The following is a 19687-nucleotide window of genomic DNA, read 5'->3' on the forward strand; positions in this document are numbered from 1 at the left end:
CGCCGGCGGGCACCCGCTCAGTAGTGCGGCGGCAGGTCGTCGCGCAGGTTGCGCACGGAGGGTGCCGCCTCCGGTTCACCACGCTGGCGCAGGCGGCTCACCTCGCGCAGGAGCAGGTCGATCTGCTCCTGCTGGCGCGCCACCATCTCGTTGAGGGTGTCGAGAAGGTCGTCGGCGTAACTGGCCTTGATCTCCAGATCGGTCAGGCGCTGGTCGATGTCGGCGGGGGAAGGTGATGGGCTGGTCATGCACCGTATTGGACGACAAGACGGCATGTTGTCTGACAAAGCAAGGAGTGAAATCGCACAGATCCAGCGTTGCCCTTGCGGCAATCTCTCGGCATCCCGCGCGCCGCGCAGGCCAACCACCCGAAGGAGCCTTCAGATGCTGACTGCCCAGCCCTTTGCCGAATCCCTGTCCACCTGGCTTGGGGACACGACGTCCGACACACGCGAGATGGAAGGGTGGCGCCCGGGCGCTGTCTCGCCGTTCCAATGGATGACCACGGCATCGGCCTTCAGCGACACCGGTGGCCTGGTGAACGGCGATGAACTGGCCGAGCTGATCCGTGAGCACAGCCTGCTGAATGCGCAATCGCTGCCCGCGCAGCCTGTTTCGATGGTCGCGCGCTGGATCGTGTCGCGCTCGGTCGTCGTGATCGACAGTCCCTGGGGCCATGTGCTGCCCCTGTTCCAGTTCGATCTCCCGCGGGCCACCGTGCACCCCGCGATGCCGATGGTGCTGGCGGAGCTCGGCGGCGTGCTGGAAGGTGCCGAGCTCGCGCTGTGGTTCGTGACGCCGAATGAATGGCTGGGCGGGGAGCGGCCGGCGATCGCCATGCAGAATACGCTCCAGGCCGTGAGGCACGCGGCGCGCGCCGACCGTTACGTGGCACTGGGCGGCTGACCGCTCGTCGATTGGTGACTGCCTGTCGGCGGTGCATGTCGCCGCACAGGCAATGCGTTTCTTCACCAGCGTCGTTGAAATGGGCCCGGGCACTCTGTGACCGTCGTGCGCGCCGCGCGCGAAGACCACGCCGGAGGCCCCATGTACACCCCGTATTCCCATGCAGAAGAAACGCTGACCCGTCTGCCGCCTGCGGCACGGGGCAGCATCGATGTGCTGCCCCCGCGCTGGGCGACCCTGGAGCCTGCTTTCGCGGACACGGGTGGCTGGGTGAGTGGCAGCGATCTGGCCGAGCTGATCCGTCAGCATGGCCGCCAGGACGACGGTTCCCCCGTTTTGCAGCCCATCTCCCTCGTGGCGCGCTGGATCGTCTCGGGCGATGTCATCGCCGTGAGCACGCCCTGGGGCGACATGCTGCCGTTGTTCCAGTTCGACCTGCCCCGAGCGGCCATCCGGCCGGAGGTGGTCATGGTGTGCGCGGAACTGGGCTGTGCGCTCACCCAGTCCGAGCTGGCCAGGTGGTTCGTCTCGCCCAACGAATGGTTGCAAGGAGAGCGACCGGTGCTCGTACTGCACACGCGGTTGCCGGACGTGCGACGGGCCGCCCGTCGCGTGGCGATGGGCGGCGAATGAGCGACGGTGCTCAACGCGTCAGATGCGCGGTTCGCCGTTCCCGTTGACCAGGATGGTCCGTCCGGGTGGCGACGTCAGCTGGACGTGGTGCTGCACACCCCGGAAGGAGTAGCTCACGTCCCAGTACTCGGGCGTGTTGGAGCCGACGTTGGTGCAGCGCTGCACATCCTGCGTCTGCGTGCCGCGGCCCACATTGGAGCCCACCGCCGCACCGGCGACCGCGCCGCCGACCGTGGCGATGTCGCGGCCGGTGCCGCCCCCGATCTGGTGCCCCAGCACACCGCCGATCACGCCGCCGACGATGGCTCCTGGCACGCTGCGGCGGCTCTCCACCTGTTCGCGCTCGATCCAGCAACGCTGGCCACTGTCGGGGCCGAGCACCGCGCGCACCGAGGTCACGGGGGCCTCGTACAGCGGTTCGTTTGCGCGGCGGCGGTAATCCACGGCCGGTGCCGGCTGCGTGGGGTACTGGTACACGGTGGGCGATGGCTGCTGGTGCACCGGGTCGGGGCGGGTGGCACAACCGGCCAGAACGGCAAGTGCCACCGCAGAGACCAGCAGGGCCGGGCGGGGGAAGAAATGTGCTCTGAAGTGAGTCATGGCAAGCTCCTTGTGAAGGCAGTTGATGCATGCCACTGTGCGTCCGGCGACGGGGGAGTTCTGTGCGCCAGGACACGGATGCATGCGGCTCGCGGCTTTGTCTGACACGGTGGGCCGCCACGGGGGGCAGGAATGGCAGACAGGCACCGCTGTGGCGACAGCTGTGCTAAAAATCCACGGACCATGACCGCTCGCGTCACTGCCGTTCACCTCAGCCCCGTGCACGGGTTTTCCAAGGGGCGGGTGCATGCCATCACCTTGCTGGAAGGACTGGGTGTGGAGGGCGACGCGCATTGCGGCAGGACCGTGCAGCACCGCTCGCGCGTGGCGCGGAACCCGACCCAGCCCAATCTTCGCCAGGTGCATCTGTTGCACATCGAACTGTTCGCGGAACTCGCAGCGCACGGCCACACGGTGCACCCCGGTGAGATGGGCGAGAACATCACCACCGAGGGCATCGACCTGCTCGAACTGTCCACCGGCACCGAATTGACGCTCGGGGCCAGCGCGCGCGTCCGCATCACGGGGCTGCGCAACCCCTGCGTGCAGATCGACCGGTTTCAGCCCGGCCTGAAGGCCGCGGTGCTGGGCCGCACCGCCGATGGCGAACTGGTGCGCAAGGCCGGGGTGATGGCGGTGGTGCTGCACGGCGGTGTGGTGTCCGCCCAGGATCGCATCCAGGTGATACCGTCCGCCGGGCCGCATGTGCCCCTGAGGCCGGTCTGAATCAGGCGATCTTGCGTTCGAGCGCGGTGGTCCATTCGGCCACGGCATCGCTCAGCGGGTCGGCGGTCATGAGGGCGCGCACCACGCCCACCGAACCCACATCGGCCTTCAGCACCTCGGGCAGGTTGCCGAGATCGACGCCGCCGATGGCCACGCGCGGGTAGTCGCGCAACAGCGCGGCGTAGGCGCGCAGGCGGCCGGTGCCTTGGGGCACGGTGGCCATCTGCTTGAGGGTGGTGGGGAATACCGCGCCCATGGCGATGTAGCTCGGGCTGTGGCGGTCGGCGATCAGCATCTCGGCGTAGCCGTGCGTGCTCAGGCCCAGGCGCAGGCCGGCAGCCCGGATGGCATCCAGGTGCTCGGGTGCCATCGCCTCCAGGTCCTCCTGACCCAGGTGCACGCCGTAGGCGCCGGCATCGATGGCCTCGCGCCAATGGTCGTTGATGAACAGGCGTGTGCCCGTGTCATGCACACCGGCCACGGCGGCTTTCACTTCGGCGCGGATGGCCTGCGCGTCGCCTGACTTGAACCGCAGCTGCACCGTGGGCACGCCGGCGCGCGCCATGCGGATCGTCCAGGCGGCGTCGGGCATCACCGCATACAGGCCGAGCGCCTGCGGGCAGGGCGCGAAGGCGTTGTCGCGCGGAAAGGGCGCGATGTCGAAATCGGCAGGCTCGTCTGGCCAGTGGACGGCGTCGAACTGCCCGGTGCGCCGGGTGCGCGTGGACCAGGCGCGGGCGATGCAGAGCGCGTCCGCGTCAATGAAGCCGAGCGTGTGGGCCGCCTGCAGCGCCGCGACGAAGACCGGGTCGTCGGACGCGGGCGCCGGCGGCATGGCATTCTGCGGCACGGGCAGGGCGAGGGTGGCGCGGTGCATGTCGACGATGGCCTGTGCCATCGCTTCGGTGGATGTGATCGTGACAGTCATGCAGACCTCCTGGCGGCGAACGGCTCAAGGGTGGTGCCAGAACGGCGTGCCCATGACGGGCGTGCTGGGCTGTGCGCTGGCCTGTGGCTGCATCGCACCCGAGCGGAAAGCCGAGCGGCCGGCGCGCACCGCGTCGGCGAAAGCGCCCGCCATGTCCACCGGCGACTGCGCCAGCGCCACGGCGGTGTTGAGCAGCACGGCGTCGAAACCCCACTCCATCACGGTGCAGGCATGCGAAGGCAGGCCCAGGCCCGCGTCGACGATGAGGGGCACGTTCAGGCGTTCGCGCAGCAGGCGCATGGCGTAGGGGTTCACCGGGCCCTGGCCGGTACCGATGGGCGCGGCCCAGGGCATCACGGCCTGGCAACCCACGTCCACCAGGCGCTGGCACAGCACGAGGTCCTCGGTGCAATAGGGCAGCACCTTGAAGCCGTCGTTGATGAGCTGGCGCGCGCAGTCCACCAGGTTGAGCGTGTCGGGCTGCAGGCTGTAGTCGTCGCCGATCAGCTCGAGCTTGATCCACGGTGTGTTGAACACCTCGCGCGCCATCTGCGCGGTGGTGATGACTTCCTGCGCCGTGTGGCAGCCGGCGGTGTTGGGCAGCACGGGCACGGCGAGGTCTTGCAGCAATTTCCAGAACGCCGCGCCAGCCTCGGGCTGCGCGGCCCCCTGGCGCCGCAGCGAAGCGGTGAGCATGGCGGGCTGCGAGCGCCTCACGGCCGCCTCGAGCGTGGCGGGTGAAGGGTAGCGCGAGGTGCCCAGCAGCAGGCGGCCATGGAAGGTCTCGCCGTAGAGCACCAGCGGATCTTCGTGGGTGAGTGGGGTGGTCATGTCCATGGCAATGGTCTCCTCAGCCGCCCGTCACGGGGGCGATGATTTCGATGCGGTCACCGTCGTTGAGGCGGTGCTGCGCGTAGGCCGAACGCGGCACGAACTGCAGGTTGACCGCCGTGGCGAACACGGCGGGGGGCTGCCACAGCTGCAGTGCGTCGGCCAGCGTGGCGCCCTCGGGCAGTTCGCGGGTTTCCTGGTTGATGAACACGTTCATGCAAGAGTTTCCATTTCTTCAGCGGATGACCGCCAGCCCCAGGGCATCGGCCAGTGGGGAGTGGCCCTGGTCCACGACTTCGAGCGCCGCGTCCAGCACCGCGGGCGCGATCATGAAGCCATGGCGGTACAGGCCGTTGATGGCCATTCTGCGCGGTCCGGTGAGGTGCAGCGCTGGCAGGTTGTCCGGCAGGGTGGGGCGCAGCTGCACACCGAGCTCGATGATGCGCGCTTCGCCGAAGCCCGGGTGCACGGTGTAGGCCGCGCTCAGCAGCTCCAGCGTGGAGCGCACGCTGGCGGGCGATAGGTCGTCGGACTCGATCTCCGTGGCGCCGATGACGAACACACCATGGGGCTTGGGAGCGATGTAGAGCGGATAGCGCGGGTGCACGAGCCGCGTGGGGCGTGAGAGGCTCACGCCCGGTGCATGGATGCGCGCCACCTCGCCGCGCACACCGCGCAGCGAGGTCCATTGCGGCTGCGCGCCCAGGCCTCGGCAGTCGAACAGCCAGGCATCGGGCCCCGGGTCCACCTCGGCCGGCGTGCGCGCCGTGTGCCAGCGCACGGTCACACCCAGCACCTGCATCTGGTGCGCGAGCGCGGCCAGCAATTCCCGGTTGTCGAGCTGGCCCTCACCGGGCAGGTACAGGCCTTGCGCGAAGCGGTGTTCCAGCGCGGGCTCCAGCCTGGTGAGCGCGGTGCCGTCCTGGCGCTGCGCAGGGGGGAGGGCGGGCAGGGCGGCGCTGGTGCGCGCAAGCTGGCCCGCGAAACGTTCGGCCTCTGCCGCGTCCTGCCGGTGCCAGAGCACGAGCGTGCCCGCCTGCTGGAAAAACACCGGCTGCTCCAGCGCGGCCAGCAGCTGCGGCCAGCGCGCGAGCGCGTGCTGGCCCATCCGCACCACGTTCAGCTCGGTCACGGCCGATTCGGCCAGCGGCGCGAGCATGGCCGCCGCCACGCGCGCTGCGGCGTGCGCGGCCTCCGGCCCACTGGCGTCGATCACCTCGACGCGGTGGCCACGCTGCGCCAGCGCGCAAGCGAGCAGGCGGCCCATCAGGCCGGCACCGAGCACCACAGCGGAAGGTTGTTGGGAAACCGTCACTTCAATGAACCCTTCGGCGAGAAATCGAGGCGCGAAGTTCCCCTTCCAGGGCACCCAAGGCTCCGGCTCCGCCGGGCCCAGGGTGTGCCCCTCTCGCCCAGCAGAGGGGGAGCGGCGCAGCCGCGCGGGGGGTGTCTCTAGAATCCCGGCCATGACGAACGAACCGCAACGCTACACCCGTGTCCTGTCCATCGCTGGTTCCGACAGTGGCGGTGGTGCCGGCATCCAGGCCGATCTGAAGACCTTCGCGGCGCTGGGCTGCTATGGCATGACGGCCATCACGGCCCTGACGGCACAGAACACACTGGGCGTGAGCGGCATCCATGGCGTGCCGCCCGACATGCTCAAGGCGCAGCTGAGTGCCGTGCTCGACGACATCGGCGTGGACGCGGTGAAGATCGGCATGCTGCATGCGCCCGACATCGTGCGCACCGTGGCCTGGGCCCTGAAGCACTACGGTGTGAAGCAGGTGGTGCTCGACCCCGTGATGGTGGCCACCAGTGGTGACCGCCTCATCGCGCCAGAAACGGTGCAGGTGCTGGTGGAAGAACTGTTCCCACTCGCCGCCGTGGTCACGCCCAACCTGGACGAGGCTGCCTTGCTGGTGGGCCGGCCGATCACCGCAACACACGAGCTCGAGGCCGCTGCGCGCGACCTGCTGGCCCTGGGCACGCAAGCCGTGTTGCTCAAGGGAGGGCACCTGCCGGGCGACGAAGTGGCCGATCTGCTGGTGACAGGCCCCGGACCTGCGCAGCGGCTGGCGTCGCCGCGCATTGCGAGCCGCAACACGCATGGCACCGGCTGCACGCTGTCGTCCGCCATCGCCGCCCACCTCGCGCTCGGGGCGCCGCTGGATGTGGCCGTGTCCAGGGCGCGCAGCTATATCCTGCAGGCCATCGAACAGGGCGCCGACGTGTACACGGGCGCCGGCCACGGCCCGCTCAACCATGGCCACGCGCCGCTCCCGCAGCACAAACGCGCGCGCGGGTGAGAGGCGGCCTGGCGTGAGCATGTTCAGGCCCGGGCCGCGGAAAGGCCGCCTGCATTGCGCGGCCGCGTGAGGGCGGCCAGCACGAAGGTCAGGGCCAGGGTGGGCAGCGCCGAACCGAGATCGGGCGCGTACTGCTTGAGCAGGTGGTAGGTCGCGATGCCGGCCAGCCACAGCGCCGCGGCACTCCAGTCCACCGCGCGCGCGGTGAGGCTGGGTACAACGGTGCCGCTGCCCAGTCGACCCAGGATCACGCCATACAGCGGCACGAACACCGAACTCAACAGCAGCAGGAACGGCTCCAGCGTGTGGATCGGCAGCACCAGCGCGAGCGCGGTGCAGACCACGGCGAAACCCAGGCCGGCCGCGCGGATGCTCCAGCGCGGGCGCAGGCTGTGCACCGACACCGCGCCCGAGTGCGCGTCGCCGTAGGCGTTGTCCATTTCGTCGAGCAGGATCAGGCCGAGCGCGATCAGGCCACCTTGTGCGAGCAGCAACGCACCCACGAGGTTGGTGCCCGGCTCCACGGTGCTCACCACCAGCACGCCCAGCGCATAGCACCAGATGTTGGCCAGCGCATATCCCAGCCAGGTGCCGCCGAAGGTGGTGGCGCTGCGCTTGCCGTGGCGCGCGTAGTCGGCCACCAGCGGCAGCCACGACACCGGCATGGCGATCACCAGATCCATGGCCGAGAACATGCCCATGCCGCCGGTGCCCGGGCGGTTCCAGAACCCATCGAAGCCCTGTGCCACCAGGCGCGTGCCGAATTGCCAGGTGAGCCAGGCCAGCGAGGCGATCACCAGCGGCAGCGCGAAGCGGCTCACGAAGCGGCGCACCAGCGTGAGCATGGAGCCCGCCATCAGCGCGGTGAGCACCGCGCCCCACAGCAGCGTGGCCAGCAGCTTGCCGGTGAACCCATCCACTTCGATGCCGAGCGTCTGAGTGGCAATGGCCACCGTGCCCTCCTGCATGATCACGAGTTCGAACGTGGTCCAGCCCAGCAGTTGCGCGATGTTGAGCAGCACCGGCAGACGGGCGAATGCGCTGCCGTAGGTGGCGTGCATCAGGCCCGCGCTGGACAGGCCGGTCTGGCAGCCCAGGCGTGCCGTCCAGGCGAGCAGGGCGGCACCCACGACGGAACCCAGCAGGATGGCGATGACCGCGTCGCGCGTGCCCACCGCCGGCACCAGGTAAGCGCCGATCTGCATGACCAGCAGACCGGTGCCCAGGCTGAACCAGAGCGCGGCGTGTTCGTGGAAGTGGAAGACCCGGTTGCCCTGCGGCACCGGAGTGAGGGCCTGGTTGGCCGGGGAATGGTCGATGGACATCGATTGCTCCAAGCAGATGTTGAAGCAGGTGGGCTGGGCCGGCCTGTGTTCCGGCGCGTGGCGACGGGGTGTGGGATCTCCGGCCTGCTTCCCTGCGCGAGGATTACCTCAGTCAGGTTCAAAGGGACTCTCTCAGTCGCGACCGGAATCGGAACCCCGGTGCAACACCCCTAGCGGATGCGCCTTGAAGGCGCGGGACGAAGTATACGGCTCAGGCTGCGAGCGCCTGCGGTATCCAGGCCATGACCTGCTCCAACGCGACTTGTGGCGTCTCCAGGTGGCCGCCCGTCACTTCCAGCAGCTTCGTTTTTGGGTTCCCGGGCAGCTTGTCGACGTAATAGCTGCGCACGCGGGCGAACAACGGATCACCCTGGCCGATCGCGGTGAGCACCGGCAGGCTGGCGGGCAGTTTCGGCGCGGTCACTCCCATGTCCGCGTCGGACTCGGGGTCGAAGTACGAAAGGAAGTTCTTCGCGGTGGTGATGACGGGTTGCTGCCGGCCCTGGTTGATGTCCATGAAGCGCTGGCTCTCGTCGCCTTTGCCCGCGGCCACCAGGGTGCGCGCGGCTTCGATGCTCTCGCGCACCGGTGCCAGCTGCGGCGCGGTGAAGTAGCCCTGCGGCACGTGGCCCGGCGCCAGCAGCACCAGCGCGTGCGCCGTGCCGCCGCGTGCCGCGTGGCTCATGGCAGCGGGCACGCCCATGCTGTGGCCCATGAGCACGATGCGAGTCGCACCCTGGTCCTGCAGTGCTTTCACATGCTGGGCGACCTCGGCCATGGCGCCGTTCCAGTCGCCCTGCAGATAGCGGTTGCGCGACCAGGGCATGTCCGGCAGAGACACCAGCCAGCCCTGCTTCTCCATCGCGGCCTTCACCGGCGCGTACTGCGGGCTGGCCGGGCCGCCCGGGTTCTTGCCGTGCAGGAACAGCACGCCGACGCGCTCGGCAGGCTGGGCATGGGCGGTGAGGATGGGCAGCAGGGCCAGGGACGCAAAAGACCGACGTTTCATGGAGGTGTTTTCCGGTGGTTGGCTGACAGGGGGACAAAGAAAAAGCCCTGCGAACAGGGCTTTGCGTGAGAGGGCGGGTTTCAGGCCAGCGAGTCGGCCCAGATGTTGCGCGCCCAGGCCATCGCATAGGCGCCTTCGAGTTCGCTCGCCGCGCTCGACAGGCCGCCCGAGCCGGGTACCGTGAGCATGGTCTTCTGCGCGGCGTCGTAGCGGTGCACGCTGGCCACGTGCACCACGTCGGTGGCGGTGACGAAGCTGTAGCAGGTGTTGGCGTAGATCGGCAGCGCAGGCGGTTCCTTGCCCTGCAGCAGCGAGACGACGGCGGCCGCGCAGGTCTTGCCGTGCTGGTTGGCCATGTGGCCGGACTTGGGCATGCCGGGTGCGATCTGGATCGCATCGCCCAGCACGTGGATGTTCTTCGCCGCCTTCGACTCGAAGGTGAGGAAGTCCACCTCGCACCAGCGCGCGTTCGCGGTGGCCAGGCCGGTCTTCACGGCGATCTCGCCGGCACGCTGCGTCGGGATCACGTTGGCGACGCCCGCCTTGAAGTCGTCGTTGAACTCGAACTTCAGGGTGTTGGTGGCGGCGTCCACATCCACCACCTTGTGCTTGGGCCGGTATTCGATGATGCCCTTGTAATGTTCGTCCCAGGCCTTCATGAACAGGCCCTTCTTGGAGGTGATGTCGTCGTTGGCGTCGAAGATCACGACCTTGCTCTTCGGCTTGGCCTTCTTGAAGTAGCTGGCCACCATGCAGGCGCGCTCGTAGGGGCCGGGCGGGCAGCGGTACGGTGCCAGCGGGATCGAGAGCGCGTACACGCCGCCATCGGGCAGGGCTTCGAGCTGGCGGCGCAGGGCCACGGTCTGCGGTCCGGCCTTCCAGGCGTGTAGCACCTTGTCGGCCGCGCCGGGCTTCGCCATGCCGGGCAGGGTGTCCCACATGAAGTCGATGCCGGGCGAGAGGATCAGGCGGTCGTACGGCAGTTCACCGCCGCTGGCCAGCTTTACCGTGCGCCTGGTCGGGTCGATGCTGGCGACCATGTCGCGCACCACCTTGATGCCGTGGCGCTTGCTCAGGTTGTCGTACGGCGTGGTGATGTCGGCCATGGTCTTGTGGCCGCCGAGCACCAGGTTGGAGATCGGGCAGGACACGAAGGCCGTGTTGGGTTCGACCAGGGTCACATCGATGCCATGGTCAGAAAACAGCCGCACGTACTTGGCGGCGGTGGCGCCACCATAGCCGCCACCCACGACGACGACCTTGGCGCCGCTGCCCGTGGTGGCACAGCCGCCCATGAGACCCAGGCTGGCGACCGCAGAACCCGCACCCAGCGTTTGAACGAATTGACGACGTTGCATGGCGTGGGCTCCTGTTATTTCTTCTGGGCGGCGAAGTAGCCGGCGATGTCAGCCAGCTGCTCGTCGGAATAGCCCTTGGCGAGCTGGTGCATGATGGTCGCGGGCCGCTTGCCGGCCTTGAAATCCAGCAGCTTCTGCAGCAGGTCGTCCTTGCTCTGGCCGGCCAGCGAAATGGCGCCGGGTTCTGCCCGGCCGTCCGTGCCGTGGCAGTTGGCGCAGGCGGCAGCCCACACCTTGATCTGATTGACCTGGGCCTGCGCGCCCATGGCGGCAGCGCCGAGCACGCCCGCAGCGAGCCATTTCATCGGTTTCATCATCGTGGGTCTCCAGTGGTGTCGAAACGTAATTGCATCCAAAACTGTAGCAGATGACCTTAGCTGTCGTTAATTATTCGTAAGTACGCATATTTCGATGCTTCATGCTAGCGGGCGGACGGAAGACGCCTAGCGTGGAAACCCTATTCGGGTGGTTGGGGTACGGGTTAACACCAATCCGAATATCAGCAATCACTCATATAGTCCCACTCCAAATCAAGGCGTCTCTCGCCACACAAGGAAAAATGCTGTGTCCAAAGACCTGAGCGACGTCATCGGGCGCGTTCTGCCAGCCCCCGAAAACCACCTGAGCGCCGACAAGCTGGAGCAGGCCCGCAAGGCCCGGCGCAGTTTCATGGGCAAAGCGCTTGCGATGGGCGCGGGTGCCGTCGCCGGTGCAACCGCTGCCACCCGTGCCGTGGCGGCCGAAGGCGAGGAAGCCATCCTGAAGTTGCCGGCGCACTCCACCGGGTTGGGTCAGCCCGTGGCCACGCTGGGCTATGGCCTGCCCAGCAAGTGGGAGGGCAACCTGCAGCGCCGCCAGAGCCCGGGGCTCACCCGGGTGCCGCAGGCGTCGGTCAGCTTCACGCCGTTGCAGGGGTTGTTCGGAATCATCACGCCCAGTGGCCTGCATTTCGAGCGCCACCACCAGGGCTGGTGGGACATCGACCCTTCGAAGCACCGGCTGATGGTGAACGGCCTCGTCAAGCGCGAGCGCGTGTTCACCATGGACGATCTGATGCGCCTGCCCAGTGTCTCGCGCATCCACTTCATCGAATGTGGCGCCAACTCAGCGCCCGAGTGGGGCAACGTGGCGCTGCCTTCGGTCCAGTACACGCACGGCATGGTGAGTTGCTGCGAATTCACCGGCGTGCTGCTTTCCACCCTGCTGGAGATGTGCGGCTACGACAAGAAGAACGGCAGGTACGTGCTGGCTGAAGGGGCAGACGGGTCGTCCATGACCCGCACCATCGACATGGACCGCGCCATGGACGACTGCATCGTGGCCTGGGCCATGAACGGCGAGATGCTGCGCCCGGAGAACGGCTACCCGCTGCGCCTGGTGGTGCCCGGCATCCAGGGTGTGAGCTGGGTGAAATACCTGCGTCGCCTTGAGGTGGGCGATCAGAAGTGGGCGACCAAGGACGAGGCGGTCCACTACATCGACCACATGCCCGACGGCACGCACCGCCAGTACACCGGCATCCAGGAATGCAAGAGCGTGATCACCACCCCGTCGGGCAGCCAGACGCTGCTGGACAAGGGCTACTACAACGTCACGGGCCTGGCCTGGTCCGGCCGGGGCACGGTCAAACGCGTGGATGTGAGTGTGGATGGGGGGCGCAACTGGCGCACCGCGCGGCTCGAAGGCCCGGTGTTGCCCAAGGCGCTCACGCGCTTCAACATCGACTGGGTGTGGGACGGCAAGCCAGCCATCCTGCAGAGCCGTGCGATCGACAGCACAGGCTATGTGCAGCCCAGGATCAACCAGCTGCGCGCCGTGCGCGGCACGCGTTCGATCTACCACCAGAACGCGATCCAGTCGTGGAAGGTGGCCGAGAACGGCGAAGTCTCCAACGTGCAGGTGTTTTGATGAACTTGATCTTGCGCAGCACCATCCTGCTGCTGGCTTCATTCACCGCCACCGCCGTGATGGCCCAGGGCAAGCCCTGGCACGACGTTGGGCGCGATGCCACCAAGGCCGAAGTGAAAGCCTGGGACATCGACGTGCGTCCCGACTTCAAAGGCTTGCCCAAGGGCGCCGGCACGGTGGCTCAGGGAGAGCAGGTGTGGGAGGCGCAGTGCGCCTCGTGCCATGGCAGTTTCGGGGAATCGAACGAAGTATTCACGCCCATCGTGGGTGGTACCACCAAGGCCGACATCGAGCGCGGCCGCGTGAAGAATCTGGAGCCGGGCAGCAGCTTCCCGCAGAAGACCACCATGATGAAAGTGGCCACGCTCTCGACGCTGTGGGACTACATCAACCGCGCCATGCCGTGGAACGCGCCGAAGACGCTCAAGACCGACGAGGTGTACGCGGTGACCGCATACATCCTCAGCCTGGCCGAGGTGGTGCCGGCCGAGTTCACGTTGAGCGACCAGAACATCGCCGAGGTACAAAAGCGCATGCCCAACCGCAACGGTATGGTGTTCCACGAGCCGCTCTGGAAGCTCGAGGGCAAGGGCGACGTGAAGAACGTCGCCTGCATGAAGGACTGCCCGGTCGAGACCACCATCCGTTCATCGCTGCCCGACTTTGCGCGCGATGCGCACGGCAACATCCAGGAGCAGAACCGCGTCATCGGCCCGGTGCGCGGCGCCGACACCACCAAACCGCCGCCCAAGGGGCCGGTGGGCAGCACGCCGCCGCCCGCGCCTGTGGTGGTGGCGTCCGCCGCACCGGCTGTGAAAGACACCAAGTCCCTGCTGACCGCCAACAGCTGCACCGCCTGCCATGGCATGACCAACAAGATCGTCGGCCCCGGTTTCGCCGAGATCCTCGCCAAGCACAAGGGGCGGGCCGATCTGGAGGCCTACCTGGCCGGCCGGATCCAGAGCGGTGGTTCAGGGGTGTTCGGCGCGGTGCCCATGCCGCCGCAACCCCAGCTGAGCGAAGCCGATGCGCGCGCCATTGCGAAGTGGATCGCCGACGGTGCGAAGTAGTTGAATCAGGCCCTATAAATATTTGCATTTACTCGTAAACCCCATTTCCCCCACGACAAGGAGACCGTACGCTATGTCCATGAAACCAATCCTGCTGTGCTTGGCAGCAGCTGGCGCCTTCCTGAGCGCCAATGCCCATGCCCAGGATGCCGCCGCCGCCAAGGCCCTGGCTTCCAAGAACGCGTGCCTGGCCTGCCATGCGGTGGACAAGAAGATGGTCGGACCGTCCTACAAGGATGTGGCCGCGAAGCACAAGGGCCAGGCCGGTGCGCTGGAAGCCGTGGCAGCGCGCATCAAGTCGGGTGGTTCCGGTCTGTATGGCCCGGTGCCAATGCCCCCACAGCCGAATCTGAAGGACGATGAGCTCAAACTGCTGGCCGGATGGATCCTCGCCGGCGCACCAGACCAGTAAACTTCGCCCCGTTTTTATTCTCACCAGGAGCTCAACATGAACAACTCACGCCGAGTCGCCCTCAAGACCACGGGGGCGTTCGCCTCGCTGGTGTCGCTGGGCCTCATCACCCAGAGCCAGGCCCAGGCTGCCGTGGACCGCGCCGGCTTTGAAGTGAAGACGCTGCCCGATGCCCTCAAGGCCATCGGTGGCACGCCCGCCAATAGCGACCAGGTCACTGTGGTCGCCCCCGACATCGCCGAGAACGGCGCGGTGGTGCCGATCGGTGCTTCGAGCAAGCTGCCCAACACGACCGAGATCTACCTCATCGTCGAGAAGAACCCGATGCCGCTGTCGGCCGGCTTCATCATCCCGGCTGGTACCGCACCCGACGTGCAGACCCGCCTGAAGATGGGCCAGAGCAGCAACGTGATCGCGGTCGTCAAGGCCGACGGCAAGCTGTACTCCGCCACCAAGGAAACCAAGGTCACGCTGGGTGGTTGCGGCGGCTGATCGCCCGCACCCACGTCTCCATCGCACCCATTCACAGAATTTCAGGAGTCCATCATGGCCGATCCGATGCGCATCCGCGCCGCACTCGCCGGTGACGAAACCACCGTTCGCATTCTCATGTCCCACGTCATGGAGCCGGGCACGCGCCGCGATGCTGCGGGCGCCCTCATTCCCGCCCACTTCATCAAGGAAGTGGAAGCCACGCACAACGGCAAGGTCGTGCTGAGCTCGCTGTTCACCGGCTCGGTGGCGCAGAACCCCTTCCTGTCCTTCAAATTCAAGGGTGCCGCCAAGGGCGACAAGGTCACCGTGAAGTGGACCGACAGCAAGGGCGACTCGCGCACCGACGAAGCAAGCATCGCGTAACTGGGATCACCCCCGCCGCGTTTCGCGCGACCCCCTCCAGGGGGCGTCACCAGCGGCCCGGCGAAGCCGGTTCCGCGGTGACTCTGGAGATTTCGCTCCACCGCTTTTTCGATAACTACACGAGGAGACACCCCATGAAATTCCAGCTTGTTCCCGCCGCGCTGGTGCTCGGTGGCCTGATGGCCGCAGGCGCCGTGCAGGCCCAGGACGCGACCGCCGAAGGTATCGCGAAATACCGCGAGATGCTGCAGGACGGCAACCCGGCCGAACTGTTCGAGATGAAGGGCGAGGAACTCTGGAAACAGAAACGGGGACCGAAGAACGTTTCCCTTGAGCAGTGCGATCTGGGCAAAGGTCCAGGTGTCATCAAGGGCGCTTTCGTCGAGTTGCCGCGTTTCTTCAAGGACACTGGCCGCGTGCAGGACCTGGAGACCCGCCTGATCACCTGCATGGAGACCCTGCAGGGCTTCAACGGTGCCGAGATCGCCAAGACACCGTTTGGCCGGGGCGAGATGGCCAACGTGACCGCGCTTGCTACCTATGTGGCAACCGCCTCCAAAGGCATGCGCTTCAACCTGCCGCAATCGCACGCGCAGGAAAAGCTGATGTACGAGGTCGGCAAACGCATGTTCTTCACGCGCGGCGGCACGCACGACTTCTCCTGTGCTTCCTGCCACGGTGAAAGTGACAAGCGCATTCGCCTGCAGGACCTGCCCAACCTCACCAAGAACCCGGGCGACGGCATCGGTTTTGCCGCCTGGCCGGCCTACCGCGTGTCCAACTCCCAGATGTGGGGCATGCAGTTGCGCCTGAACGACTGTTTCCGCCAGCAGCGCTTCCCTGAACCCAAGTTCGGCAGCGACGCGACCATTGCACTCGGTGTCTACATGGGCGTGAACGCCAAGAGCGCCGAGTCCATCGTGCCTGCCATCAAGCGCTGAACCGGAGACAACGAACATGAAGAAGACCTTTGCATACGCTGTGCTGCCCTTGGCGGCCATTGTGCTGTCGGGCTGCACCTCGTCGCCTTCCAGCGCCGATTACGATAAGGCCACCGCCGACATCCTCAAGAACTCGTTCCAGGAACGCGGCATCGCCAAGCTCGATCGCCTCACGCAGGACGACGCCAACCGCGAATGCGCGGCCGCCGACGTGGCGGGCAAGCCGATCGACCCGGCGGTGGCCAAGGCCATCGAAGCGGCCAACATGAAGACCGTGAAGTGGCCCAGCGACGGCAAATTCCTGGGCGACTGGAAGGCCGGTGAAGCCATCGCGCAGAGCGGCCGGGGCCTGACCTGGACCGACACCGCCAGCACGCCCAACGGCGGCAACTGCTACAACTGCCACCAGATCAGCAAGGAAGAAATCTCCTTCGGTACGCTGGGGCCGAGCCTCTACAACTACGGCAAGTTGCGCGGTGTGACCGACCCCAACAGCGCCGCTGGCAAGGCGATCGTCGAATACACCTGGGGCAAGCTCTGGAACTCGCGGGCCTACAACGCCTGTTCGCAGATGCCGCGCGTGGGCCACATGGCCATCCTCAACGAGAAGCAGCTCAAGGACGTGATGGCCCTGTTGCTGGACCCCGCTTCACCGGTGAACAAGTGAGCGAGCTGCCCCGGCTGCTCAGAAGCCGGGGCAGCGTCAAAAAAATTTCGCTCAAATATCAGCAAACAGTTATCTACCAAGGACCCCGATGAGCTTCAGTCGCCGTGAATTCATGCAGGTGCTTGCCATGGCCAGTGCCACCGGCATGGCCCTGAACCACCGCGATGTGCTGGCGGCCGCGCCCGGTGCCGGCGAAAAGCTGTACGACGTGCCCACCTTCGGCAACGTCAGCTTCCTGCACTTCACCGACTGCCATGCCCAGTTGCAGCCGATCTACTTCCGCGAGCCCAACGTCAACCTGGGTGTTGCCGATGCCCTGGGCAAGCCGCCGCACATCGTGGGTGAGAAGCTGCTGAAGCACTTCAATATCAAGCCCGGCACGGCCAGCGCGCACGCGTTCTCGTACCTGAACTTCAGCCAGGCCGCGAAGACCTACGGCAAGGTCGGTGGCTTCGCGCACATGGCCACGCTGGTGAAGCAGCTCAAGGCCAGCCGGCCGCACGCGTTGCTGCTCGATGGTGGCGACACTTGGCAAGGCTCGGCCACCTCGCTGTGGACGAACGGGCAGGACATGGTCGACGCCTGCAAGCTGCTGGGCGTGAACATGATGACGCCGCACTGGGAATTCACCTTCGGTGCGAAGCGCGTGCAGGAGATCGTCGAGAAAGACTTCAAGGACCAGGTCGAATTCCTGGCGCAGAACGTCAAGACCACCGACTTTGAAGACCTCGTGTTCAAGCCCTACGCGATGCGCGAGATGAACGGCGTACAGGTCGCGGTGATTGGCCAGGCGTTCCCGTACACCCCCATCGCCAACCCGCGCTACATGGTGCCCGACTGGACCTTCGGCATCCAGGACGAGCACATGCAGAAGATGGTGGACGAGGCCCGCGGCAAGGGTGCGCAGGTCGTCGTCGTTCTTTCCCACAATGGCATGGACGTGGACATCAAGATGGCCTCGCGCGTGCGTGGCATCGACGCCATTCTGGGCGGCCATACGCACGACGGCATGCCCGCGCCCACCATCGTGAAGAACGGCGGCGGCCAGACGCTGGTGACCAACGCCGGCTCCAACAGCAAGTTCCTGGGCGTGCTCGATTTCGACGTGCGCGGCGGCAAGGTGCAGGACTTCCGCTACAAGCTGCTGCCGATCTTCTCCAACCTGATCACCCCCGACGTGGCCATGCAGGCCCACATCGACAAGGTGCGCGCGCCTTACAAGGACAAGCTGGACGAGAAACTCGCCGTCACCGAGGAGCTGCTGTACCGGCGTGGCAACTTCAATGGTTCATGGGACCAGCTCATCTGCGACGCGCTGATGCAGAACAAGGGCGCCGACATCGCGTTCTCGCCCGGCGTGCGCTGGGGCACGTCGCTTCTCCCGGGCGACACCATCACCTACGAACGCATGATGGACCAGATGGCCATGACCTACCCGGCCACCACGCTCAACGAATTCAGCGGTGAGCAGATCAAGACCATCCTGGAAGACGTCGCGGACAACATCTTCAACCCCGATCCGTACTACCAGCAGGGCGGCGACATGGTGCGCGTGGGCGGCATGCAGTACACCGTCTCGCCCAAGGCAGCCATGGGACAGCGCATCAACAACATGACGCTCAAGGGCAAGCCGATCGAAGCCGGCAAGACCTACAAGGTGGCGGGCTGGGCGTCTGTGCAGGAAGGCGCGAAGGGCGAACCGATCTGGGATGTGGTTTCGGGTTACCTGCGCGAGAAGAAGGTCATCAAGGGTGTGAAGATCAACAGCCCGCGCATCGTCGGCATGGACGGCAACCCCGGCATGATGCTGTGATCACCCCCCTGCGCCGCTGACGCGGCTTCCTCCCTCTCTGGCGCGCCTTTGGCGCTTGGAGGAGGGAGGGCACCTTGGGCCGGCGAAGCCGGACCCTCGTTGCCTCTGGTCGGTGTAGTCTCTCTCGTTGAGGCGCGGTGACAACGCAAAAAGCCTCCCGCCCGTTGCCGGGTGAGAGGCATGAAACCTTGGAGAAGGTAAGGAAGTAACTAAGTCAGGGGGATGCGCGCGATCAGAAGTCGTGGCGCACGCCGATGGAGTACATGCGACGGTCCAGCGTCTTCACGCCAGCGCCGTTCTCCACTTCGCCGTCCAGGAACGCGCCGTACAGCCGGGTGCGCTTGGACATCGCGTAGGTCACGCCTGCCGACAGGGCCGTGCCCTTGGCGGCCGTGGCGCCGGCGGTGGTCTCGGCCTTGCTGTAGGCGTAGCCCACCGAGAAGTCCAGATTGCCCACGGGCACGTTCACGCCGATGGCAAAACCGTCGGCTTCGTTGCCGTTGCGGATCTCGGCGCGGTTGAAACCGGCGGAAAGGCGGGCCACGCCAAAGTTGTAGGCGCCACCGATGGTGGAGTACTTGCGGTTGTTGGCCTTCTGGTCCTGGTAGCCGAAGCCCACATCCAGGTTGCCGGCGCGGTAACGCAGGTTGAAGGCGGTGGTGTCGGCCTTCACGGTGGCGTCTTCGTCCAGGCCATAGCTGGCGCCCAGGCTGAATCCGCCGAAAGAGGGCGACTCATAGCGGATCTGGTTGCTGGCGCGGCTGGCGTAGTCGGCCACGCCGGCGGTGTAGGCGATCTTGGTCGCGGAGAACTCCGAATCCCACAGGTTGCTGCTGACGCTCAGGTCGCGGATGTCGTCGAACGAGGTGTCGTGGCGGCCGAGCTTGAGGGTACCGAAGCCGCCGCTGAGACCGACGATGGACATGCGGTCGAATGCGCTGCCAGCGGCTTGCGTGCCGGCACTGCTGTCAAAGCCTTGCTCCAGGCCGAAGATCGCCTTGAGGCCGCCACCCAGGTCTTCGCTGCCGCGCAGGCCCCAACGGGTCGAGGTCAGGTTGCCGCTGAACATCTGCGTGGTGCTCACGCCGTTGACCTTGTTGGAACCGACGGACGTGTCGATGCGGCCATACAGGGTGACGTTGGACTGGGCCATCGCGGCGCCGGTGGTAGCCAGAACGGCCAGAGCGATGAGGCTCTTCTTCATGTGTTGCTCCGATGAAAGTACACGGGATCCGTGGAGATCCCCTTGCTCCCCACACCATGCGGGAAGTCCTGCGTATTTCATCGAGTGGCAGAGACGGCTCTATGACATTCGGCCGTCACAAGCGGGTTTGCCCCAACATACAACACATGACCCCACGCGCGGCTGCGACTGTCATCGCGATGCCATCAAATT

The 19687-nt window shown here is 66.4% G+C and carries 23 protein-coding genes and 1 riboswitch; of the genes, 12 read left to right on the top strand and 11 right to left on the bottom strand.

Annotation, left to right across the window (positions count from 1 at the left end; genetic code table 11):
* Window positions 1-17 precede the first annotated feature (17 nt).
* On the bottom strand, window positions 18-248 hold the full coding sequence (locus tag J2X09_RS07260; RefSeq protein WP_204732404.1) for a SlyX family protein: 231 nt from the start codon (window positions 246-248) through the stop codon (window positions 18-20).
* A 136-nt stretch (window positions 249-384) separates the two neighbouring features.
* Here J2X09_RS07260 and J2X09_RS07265 point away from each other — a divergent pair, with 136 nt between their 5' ends.
* Window positions 385-906 carry a hypothetical protein gene (locus tag J2X09_RS07265; RefSeq protein WP_204732403.1) on the top strand — a complete coding sequence of 174 codons (522 nt, stop codon included), beginning with the start codon at window positions 385-387 and terminating at the stop codon, window positions 904-906.
* Between the two features lie 141 nt (window positions 907-1047).
* On the top strand, window positions 1048-1539 hold the full coding sequence (locus tag J2X09_RS07270) for a hypothetical protein (RefSeq protein ID WP_204732402.1): 492 nt from the start codon (window positions 1048-1050) through the stop codon (window positions 1537-1539).
* Between the two features lie 18 nt (window positions 1540-1557).
* Here the strand turns inward: J2X09_RS07270 and J2X09_RS07275 are convergent, their stop codons facing one another.
* Window positions 1558-2139 carry a glycine zipper 2TM domain-containing protein gene (locus J2X09_RS07275; RefSeq protein ID WP_204732401.1) on the bottom strand — a complete coding sequence of 194 codons (582 nt, stop codon included), beginning with the start codon at window positions 2137-2139 and terminating at the stop codon, window positions 1558-1560.
* A 183-nt stretch (window positions 2140-2322) separates the two neighbouring features.
* Here J2X09_RS07275 and J2X09_RS07280 point away from each other — a divergent pair, with 183 nt between their 5' ends.
* Window positions 2323-2865, top strand: a complete 543-nt coding sequence (locus J2X09_RS07280) for an MOSC domain-containing protein (RefSeq protein ID WP_204732400.1) — start codon at window positions 2323-2325, stop codon at window positions 2863-2865.
* A 1-nt stretch (window position 2866) separates the two neighbouring features.
* On the opposite strand, the gene J2X09_RS07285 is transcribed toward J2X09_RS07280, so the two are convergent.
* From J2X09_RS07285 to J2X09_RS07300, 4 genes are read right to left on the bottom strand one after another with little or no spacing between them, the layout of a single operon-like run.
* Window positions 2867-3793, bottom strand: coding sequence for a thiamine phosphate synthase (locus tag J2X09_RS07285; protein WP_204732399.1), 927 nt, complete (start codon window positions 3791-3793; stop codon window positions 2867-2869).
* 24 nt (window positions 3794-3817) lie between these two features.
* The gene (locus tag J2X09_RS07290; RefSeq protein WP_204732537.1) at window positions 3818-4624 is read right to left on the bottom strand and encodes a thiazole synthase; all 807 of its coding nucleotides are present in this window, start codon (window positions 4622-4624) and stop codon (window positions 3818-3820) included.
* 19 nt (window positions 4625-4643) lie between these two features.
* The gene (gene thiS, locus J2X09_RS07295) at window positions 4644-4841 is read right to left on the bottom strand and encodes a sulfur carrier protein ThiS (RefSeq protein WP_204732398.1); all 198 of its coding nucleotides are present in this window, start codon (window positions 4839-4841) and stop codon (window positions 4644-4646) included.
* 18 nt (window positions 4842-4859) lie between these two features.
* The gene (locus tag J2X09_RS07300) at window positions 4860-5945 is read right to left on the bottom strand and encodes an FAD-dependent oxidoreductase (protein ID WP_374726490.1); all 1086 of its coding nucleotides are present in this window, start codon (window positions 5943-5945) and stop codon (window positions 4860-4862) included.
* 145 nt (window positions 5946-6090) lie between these two features.
* On the opposite strand from J2X09_RS07300, the gene thiD reads away from it, so the two are divergent.
* Window positions 6091-6930, top strand: a complete 840-nt coding sequence (gene thiD / locus J2X09_RS07305; protein WP_204732396.1) for a bifunctional hydroxymethylpyrimidine kinase/phosphomethylpyrimidine kinase — start codon at window positions 6091-6093, stop codon at window positions 6928-6930.
* Window positions 6931-6953: 23 nt separating this feature from the next.
* Here the strand turns inward: thiD and J2X09_RS07310 are convergent, their stop codons facing one another.
* From J2X09_RS07310 to J2X09_RS07325, 4 genes are all read right to left on the bottom strand, one after another.
* Window positions 6954-8255: a purine-cytosine permease family protein gene (locus J2X09_RS07310; RefSeq protein ID WP_204732395.1), complete on the bottom strand. Its 1302-nt coding sequence runs from the start codon at window positions 8253-8255 to the stop codon at window positions 6954-6956.
* A 72-nt stretch (window positions 8256-8327) separates the two neighbouring features.
* A riboswitch (TPP riboswitch) is annotated at window positions 8328-8437 on the bottom strand.
* Between the two features lie 29 nt (window positions 8438-8466).
* Window positions 8467-9264 carry an alpha/beta hydrolase gene (locus J2X09_RS07315; protein WP_204732394.1) on the bottom strand — a complete coding sequence of 266 codons (798 nt, stop codon included), beginning with the start codon at window positions 9262-9264 and terminating at the stop codon, window positions 8467-8469.
* Between the two features lie 80 nt (window positions 9265-9344).
* Entirely contained in the window at window positions 9345-10622 is a 1278-nt protein-coding gene (locus J2X09_RS07320; protein ID WP_204732393.1) for an NAD(P)/FAD-dependent oxidoreductase, read from the bottom strand.
* Between the two features lie 14 nt (window positions 10623-10636).
* Window positions 10637-10939 carry a c-type cytochrome gene (locus tag J2X09_RS07325; RefSeq protein WP_310307887.1) on the bottom strand — a complete coding sequence of 101 codons (303 nt, stop codon included), beginning with the start codon at window positions 10937-10939 and terminating at the stop codon, window positions 10637-10639.
* Between the two features lie 247 nt (window positions 10940-11186).
* Between J2X09_RS07325 and soxC the strand changes: the two genes are divergently transcribed.
* The 8 genes from soxC to soxB all read left to right on the top strand — a co-directional run bounded on the left by soxC (window position 11187) and on the right by soxB (window position 18291).
* Window positions 11187-12530 carry a sulfite dehydrogenase gene (gene soxC / locus J2X09_RS07330; RefSeq protein ID WP_310307889.1) on the top strand — a complete coding sequence of 448 codons (1344 nt, stop codon included), beginning with the start codon at window positions 11187-11189 and terminating at the stop codon, window positions 12528-12530.
* Entirely contained in the window at window positions 12530-13600 is a 1071-nt protein-coding gene (locus tag J2X09_RS07335) for a c-type cytochrome (RefSeq protein ID WP_204732392.1), read from the top strand. Before soxC ends, J2X09_RS07335 begins: the two co-directional genes overlap by 1 nt.
* 79 nt (window positions 13601-13679) lie before the next feature.
* Window positions 13680-14012 (top strand): c-type cytochrome, encoded by a 333-nt coding sequence (locus J2X09_RS07340; RefSeq protein WP_204732534.1) that lies wholly within the window; start codon window positions 13680-13682, stop codon window positions 14010-14012.
* Between the two features lie 36 nt (window positions 14013-14048).
* Window positions 14049-14504 (top strand): thiosulfate oxidation carrier protein SoxY, encoded by a 456-nt coding sequence (soxY, locus tag J2X09_RS07345; protein WP_204732391.1) that lies wholly within the window; start codon window positions 14049-14051, stop codon window positions 14502-14504.
* A 54-nt stretch (window positions 14505-14558) separates the two neighbouring features.
* A complete protein-coding gene (soxZ, locus tag J2X09_RS07350) occupies window positions 14559-14870 on the top strand; it encodes a thiosulfate oxidation carrier complex protein SoxZ (protein WP_204732390.1) in 312 nt (103 codons plus the stop codon).
* A gap of 179 nt (window positions 14871-15049) precedes the next feature.
* On the top strand, window positions 15050-15811 hold the full coding sequence (soxA, locus tag J2X09_RS07355) for a sulfur oxidation c-type cytochrome SoxA (RefSeq protein ID WP_310307983.1): 762 nt from the start codon (window positions 15050-15052) through the stop codon (window positions 15809-15811).
* A gap of 16 nt (window positions 15812-15827) precedes the next feature.
* Complete coding sequence (gene soxX, locus J2X09_RS07360; RefSeq protein WP_204732388.1) at window positions 15828-16478, top strand: sulfur oxidation c-type cytochrome SoxX; 651 nt, start codon at window positions 15828-15830, stop codon at window positions 16476-16478.
* An 88-nt stretch (window positions 16479-16566) separates the two neighbouring features.
* Entirely contained in the window at window positions 16567-18291 is a 1725-nt protein-coding gene (soxB, locus tag J2X09_RS07365) for a thiosulfohydrolase SoxB (RefSeq protein ID WP_204732387.1), read from the top strand.
* Between the two features lie 232 nt (window positions 18292-18523).
* On the opposite strand, the gene J2X09_RS07370 is transcribed toward soxB, so the two are convergent.
* Window positions 18524-19495, bottom strand: coding sequence for a porin (locus J2X09_RS07370; RefSeq protein WP_204732386.1), 972 nt, complete (start codon window positions 19493-19495; stop codon window positions 18524-18526).
* Between the last annotated feature and the right edge of the window lie 192 nt (window positions 19496-19687).

This window comes from Hydrogenophaga laconesensis (assembly GCF_031457235.1).
Lineage (GTDB): Bacteria > Pseudomonadota > Gammaproteobacteria > Burkholderiales > Burkholderiaceae_C > Hydrogenophaga > Hydrogenophaga laconesensis.